Source organism: Streptomyces sp. B1866, from assembly GCF_031932565.1.
Classification (GTDB): domain Bacteria; phylum Actinomycetota; class Actinomycetes; order Streptomycetales; family Streptomycetaceae; genus Streptomyces.
In genome coordinates this window covers 1-5,344 of the sequence record NZ_JAVSCF010000344.1, presented here as the reverse complement: position 1 = coordinate 5,344, position 5,344 = coordinate 1, and the positions used below count along the sequence as shown (strand labels likewise).

6 protein-coding genes are annotated in these 5,344 nt (G+C 65.1%); 2 read left to right on the top strand and 4 right to left on the bottom strand.

What is annotated here, in order from left to right; translation table 11 throughout:
* Positions 1-8 precede the first annotated feature (8 nt).
* From RKE29_RS27630 to RKE29_RS27615, 4 genes are all read right to left on the bottom strand, one after another.
* Positions 9-590: a ParB/RepB/Spo0J family partition protein gene (locus RKE29_RS27630; protein ID WP_312008404.1), complete on the bottom strand. Its 582-nt coding sequence runs from the start codon at positions 588-590 to the stop codon at positions 9-11.
* 59 nt (positions 591-649) lie between these two features.
* Positions 650-2,464, bottom strand: coding sequence for an aminotransferase class V-fold PLP-dependent enzyme (locus RKE29_RS27625; RefSeq protein ID WP_312008403.1), 1,815 nt, complete (start codon positions 2,462-2,464; stop codon positions 650-652).
* 4 nt (positions 2,465-2,468) lie between these two features.
* Complete coding sequence (locus RKE29_RS27620; RefSeq protein WP_312008402.1) at positions 2,469-2,657, bottom strand: hypothetical protein; 189 nt, start codon at positions 2,655-2,657, stop codon at positions 2,469-2,471.
* Positions 2,658-2,821: 164 nt separating this feature from the next.
* Positions 2,822-3,262 carry a hypothetical protein gene (locus RKE29_RS27615; protein ID WP_312008401.1) on the bottom strand — a complete coding sequence of 147 codons (441 nt, stop codon included), beginning with the start codon at positions 3,260-3,262 and terminating at the stop codon, positions 2,822-2,824.
* A gap of 181 nt (positions 3,263-3,443) precedes the next feature.
* On the opposite strand from RKE29_RS27615, the gene RKE29_RS27610 reads away from it, so the two are divergent.
* Both RKE29_RS27610 and RKE29_RS27605 read left to right on the top strand, forming a co-directional pair.
* Positions 3,444-4,454, top strand: coding sequence for a hypothetical protein (locus tag RKE29_RS27610; RefSeq protein ID WP_312008400.1), 1,011 nt, complete (start codon positions 3,444-3,446; stop codon positions 4,452-4,454).
* Between the two features lie 482 nt (positions 4,455-4,936).
* Positions 4,937-5,308: a transposase gene (locus RKE29_RS27605; protein WP_312008405.1), complete on the top strand. Its 372-nt coding sequence runs from the start codon at positions 4,937-4,939 to the stop codon at positions 5,306-5,308.
* Positions 5,309-5,344: the final 36 nt, after the last annotated feature.

Here is a 5,344-nt window from a genome sequence, read left to right as displayed (position 1 = left end):
ATCACGATCTACAGCTGGAGTACTAACGAGATCCCGGCCTCCCGGGCCACCTCGCGCAGCGTCGCCTCGGGGCGCTCGGCGATCACCTTGGCCGCACGCAGCCGCCCCTCGGACGCGGCGAGCGGGCGGGCTCTTCCGTCCGCTCCCTTCCGGACGTTCAACTGCGGAATATCCGGGCTTGAACGCCGGATCGCCGCCACCGTCTTGTCGGACAGTCCGGCGCACCGGGCGATCTCCCGGTTCGACAGGTCCGGGTGGCTCCGGATGATGCGCCGGGCCGCAGATTTCCGATCGGCCATGGCCAGTGGAAGGCCGTGTGCGGTGTTCGCCTCCACCGCACGCAGAAAGGCATCCGTCTCGGAACCGTCGAAGAACTCCACTTCTATCTTCGGCTTGCCGTTGAGCTTGGCCGCACGCAAACGGTGCATCCCGTCGATTACTCGCATAGTCTGCCGGTGCACTAAAATCGGTGGTGTTTCCGTCTCCATGAGAACGCGAATATGATCGAGGTCTTCCCCGTCCAATCGCGGAGAGTCCGCATCCTTCAGTTCGTCGATGCGGACGAACTCGTATATTGGACGTTGCTCCACAATTACTCCTTGTTTTGCGCAATTCGGTGCTTGATCAGTCGTTTCCAGTCGGAGCCGATCTACGCGGACACAGCGTCGCGTGACATGCGAAGAGCATCGGCGAGCGCCGCAGCGGCCTGGTCCATGTCGTGAGCGCCGCGGCGGCCAGAGTGCCCGACGTTCAGCGTGGTCATACCGCCGGGTGTTCGGCCGTGCCCAACCACGACCCGGGACAGGGTGAAGAGGTTCGCCTGCAGTTGACTCAGTCGGACGTCGCCCGGAAGGACGAAGGCCGTACATGACGCGCTGCGGAGATCGGCGATAGGCGTCAGATCGGCCTGCTCCGCGCAGCGCCGTCGGAAGCGCTCCGCGGAGGCCCGTCGTTGGGCGATGTGGGAGTCCAGGCCGGAGTCCTGGATCAGGGATACGGACAGCTGAAGCCCGAGCAATGCCGCCGATGGTGGTGTGGGCGGCCGGTTGCCGAGATGGGCGCGCAGGTCCAGGTAGCCGCCGAGCCGTGCGGGCGCCACCTTCTCCAGCGCGGCGAGTGCCCGTGGGCCGAGCGCGATCAGGCTGAGGCCCGGCGGTGCCATGACACCGCTGGCGGAAGACGACATGGCGACGTCGACGCCCCACTCGTCCATCCGCAGGTCGTCGGCGCAGAAGCTCAGGGTGGCATCGGCGATGACCGTCGTCGGCACGTCCTGCAGGACGCGCAGCACCGCTGGGAGATCGGTCAAGGTGCCGTCTGCGGGATCGGCCATGGCCAGGAGAATGAATCGTGGAGGGGGGCCCTGGGCGAGTCGCTCGGCCAGCGTCGTGCTGTTCAGGCCCGCACCGAACACGGCCTCCGAAACCGCGATCTTCATGCCGAGCCGCTCGACGACCCGCCGCCACCGACGGACAGCGGAGCGCCCGCCGGCGATGAGGAACCGATCGCCTAGGCGACCGAGCGCGCCGACCACCGCCTCCAGCGCGAGTTCCTCGGGACAGGCCAGCGGCAGCACCCGGCCGGTGGTGCGGAAGAGTGCCGGAAGGGTCCTGTCGAGTTCCTGGCGAGCTGTACTCACGAACGGAGTCCCGGCGGCGACGGGCTGCCCGCCGAGCAGTGCGCGCACCTCTCCGGGGAGGTGCGGCGTTCCAGGGACCCACCAGTCCACTTCGAGCAGCCGAGGGGTGGCGGCTCCCGTGCGTTCCGGTGTCGGCGTGGCTTCTGCCGGCTGTGTCCATTTCCGGCGGTCAACGGCCCTGATCAGCAAGAAGTGCGGGACGAAGATCAGCGAGCCGGACAGCGTGAGCACGATAACGAGCGTGCGGAGAACGCCTGCGGAGGTGCCGAAGGCAATGAGCACCGCCATGATCGGCAGCTCGATGGGAGATAACAGCCACAGGACCCGCACGACCCGCCGGAACGTCCGGCGCAGGCGCGGATGCTCCAAGATGTTCGCCGCGTCGGGCCGTATCTGCCGGACGACGGCGATATAGACGGCCTGGACCACGGTGAGCGCCGAGACGAGCGCGACGTTCCCCGCCTGCGGGTGCGCGAGGAGGAGGGCCGCGCCCGCCCCTGCGATCAGCGACATGTTGCCGATCCAGTGTGCGAGTTGCTCCAGGAGTGTGCCGGAGACCGAGGGCCGGTTCCTGGAGCGTGCCAGGTCACCATCGACACAGTCGAACAGGATGGCGACGAGAACGAGGGAACCGGCCAGGACCTGGCGTCCGGCCGCGAGGGCGACGGAGGCGACCACCAGCAGGATCACCCAGGCAACGGTCACCGCGTTCGAACTGAGTCGCGAATCGCGAAGCTTCGGCACCAGCCATCCACTGGCCAGTTTGAACGGTGTATAGAGCGGCGGATACGACGGACCGGTTTTCTTTCGAGCGTCACCGGACACGGGTTTATTCCGGTACGTCATCAAAAGTGATGTCAGGGGAGAGTTCGGCGGCAATACTCTCCACCTGCCACGGCTCTAACTCGGGCGAGAGGCTCGCGAACTCTGGCGCGCCACCCGCCACATCAGACTCCAGCTCGAGCGGCGATTCTTCGAGGCCCTCCACCGGACTATGTTTTCCCTTATCCTTGCCCACTTCAATTCCCCTTCAATGAACAGAAAAGAACAACTGGCCTATACAACTATCGGTCGGCTTTCCGGGGCTGTCAACCTCGATACATCGATGCCCGTTTTGCCCCTGGGGGCGTCGAGCGCAATGTCGATTTTCTTACATTTCCCGCGAAGTGAAGGCATCGCATGTCAACCTATTTCGGATTTGGCCTCCAGGACGTAGACGCGAGCCAGGTCCTCGACGCGTTGGGGCACGAGCGCCGCCTCGGCCGTCGCCAGGAACACCAGGCCGGTGGTCGAAGCCGAGTGCAGCCGGGTGCCCATGGTGTCGCCGGTCCGCGTGGACATCCGCACCTCCACCACATCCGGAACCCGGGCCAATTCGTCGGCGGTGGAGATACGGACCACACGGCCGGGCCGCACCGGCAGGTCACAGTCGGCGATGATCTCGTCCCGCAGCGGAACCACCGGGCCGCTCACCCCTGCGGGGCGGCCGAGCGCGGTGTACATGAACACCCGCCAGAGGTTGATGCCGTGCTTCATTTTCACCGCGTCGAGGATTCCGCCGCCCGCCGGGCGGCAGGAGATCTCACCGATCACGAACCCGTCCCCGGTATCGAACAGTTCCATGTGCGTCACCCCGGTGCCCAGCCCGAGGGCGTTCACTTCTAGCGATCACATCGATTCTGTCCAGCCGTTTATGGCGGACGCCCCCGGCCCGGTGCGAAGTTTTCCTTGTCAGGTGCGCTGCCGATCGGTAGCGTTCCTACACTATTGCGTCGACCGGGGAATGGCTGCACAGGAGGTTTCCGTGCGACATGAGGTTCGCTCCTCGTTAGCGGACGAGTCGGATTATTTTGACGAGCTGGACAAAGACCTCGGACCGGCGGGCGCGTGGGGGCGACTGCTGGCGCTTGAGGGCGACAGGAGGTGGCGGATCGAATACCACACATTCAGCAGCAACACGGATCGCCCGTTGGCGGTTGTGCCGGTATACCGCAGACGGGTCAAAAAGTGGCCGAATTCTTTCTATACGCCACATCTAGTGGACGCCGACAGCGTCCCGACTACCGATGAGTGTCTTCTCGTCGGCGGTCGCGACGGTGTGTCGTCCTCGCTGCATGTGCGCCCCGATGCACGCAGCCCTGAAGTATACCGAGAGATCCTGCAAGCGATTTGGGCCAGCTACCCGGAGAAGTACCGCTATCTGTATTTCCCCTGCTTCCCTCAGGCCCAACTGGACCTGGTGAACGCTGCCCTCCCGACGAAGTTGCTGCGTGCTCCGATAGGCCAGGACGCGAGGCTGGACCGGCTCTTCGGCGACTGGGAAAAGAGCCTGTTGTCGAAACAACGGTCAACGCTGCGCAGGGACGTCGTCGATTCCCAGCGACTGGGCGTGCGAACGGCCGTCTTTTCTTGGTCCGAGGCTCGCAAGCAGGCCGCTCCGTTGATCGTGGAGCACCATCGCCGAAAGGCGATGGTCGACCACCCGGACTTCGTTGATTTCAGGGTCCGGCAGTGGGAGGCCCAACCCGGGGTGCGGATACTCGTCTACAAGGCATGGAGCCCGAGCGTCACAGGATTTCTTGTGGCAGCTGTCTGGAAAGAATGGATGGATCTGCTGGAGATAGGTCTCTCCCCTGGCGGCGCTGACGAACGGCGATGCGTCTACGCGCAGCTGATCGCGCATCTCCCCGCGTCGACCGCAAAAGCGATGAATCTGACAAAAGTGCGCGCCGGTCTCAGTGCCAAACAGGCGAAATCCGCCCGTGGCGCCTACTTCTCCGAAATAGAATCCGGCCTATCGCTCATTCCGCGTTGAGCGAACTCGCCCCGTCACAAGGCCGACCAGGGCCTCGGCATAGTTGGCTGACGTCCGTTTCGTGATCACCTGAGGCCGAGTAGGGTGAGGGGGGCGCCGCAGGGCGCGGGCGTTGCGTCGTAGTCCGGCGGCGATGTTGATGGTGCCGGCGAGTCGGAGAGCTTCGCGAGGCGGGCCAGGGTTGGGTGTGGGTCCTTCCTGGGGAGGCTTGACCTGGCCCTATGAGGGCCGGCCCCCTTCCCTGCATAGCCGGTGGATTCTGGTTTCGGGTCCCATACGTGCTCGGAAAGGAGGCCCTCAATGTCGGTCTCCGTCGGTATCGACGTGCACCGCAAGCGCTCGCAGATCGTGGCCATTGATCACGATGGTGCCGGGCAGGTGAATCGGAAGGTGCCCAGGGGAGTCGAGACGGTGCTCTCGTTGATCGGGGATCTTCCGATCGGAGCCCCGGTGGCCCTCGAGCCCCCTACGGCTGGGGCTGGCTGGTGGAACGGCTGGAGAACTACGGCTTCGAGCCGCACCTGGTGTACCCGCTGCGTTGCAAGGCCATCACCTCCGCGCGGCTGAAGAGCGACAAGGTCGACGCGGCGACCATCGCCCAGCTGCTCCGTGCGGGTCTACTGCCAGAAGCGTGGCTCGCCCCGCTGGAGGTGCGCCAACAACGGGCTCTGCTGCGCCACCGCTGCCAGTTGGTGTGTCTGCGCACGCTGCTGCGCAACCGTGTCCACGCCGTCCTGGCGGACTACGGCTGCGACCGCTCCGGCAGCTACTTCATCGCTCCGGGACGGGTCTGGCTCGACGGTTTGGACCTGCCGGACGCCTCCGCCGCGTGGTCGACGATCTCCTGGTCCTGATGGACGCTCTTAACCTCGGGCTTTCATGAAGGTGGC

Coding starts and splice junctions, on each gene's coding strand:
- RKE29_RS27615 (WP_312008401.1), bottom strand. CDS start 3,262: ATGGAACTGTTCGATACCGGGGACGGGTTCGTGATCGGTGAGATCTCC.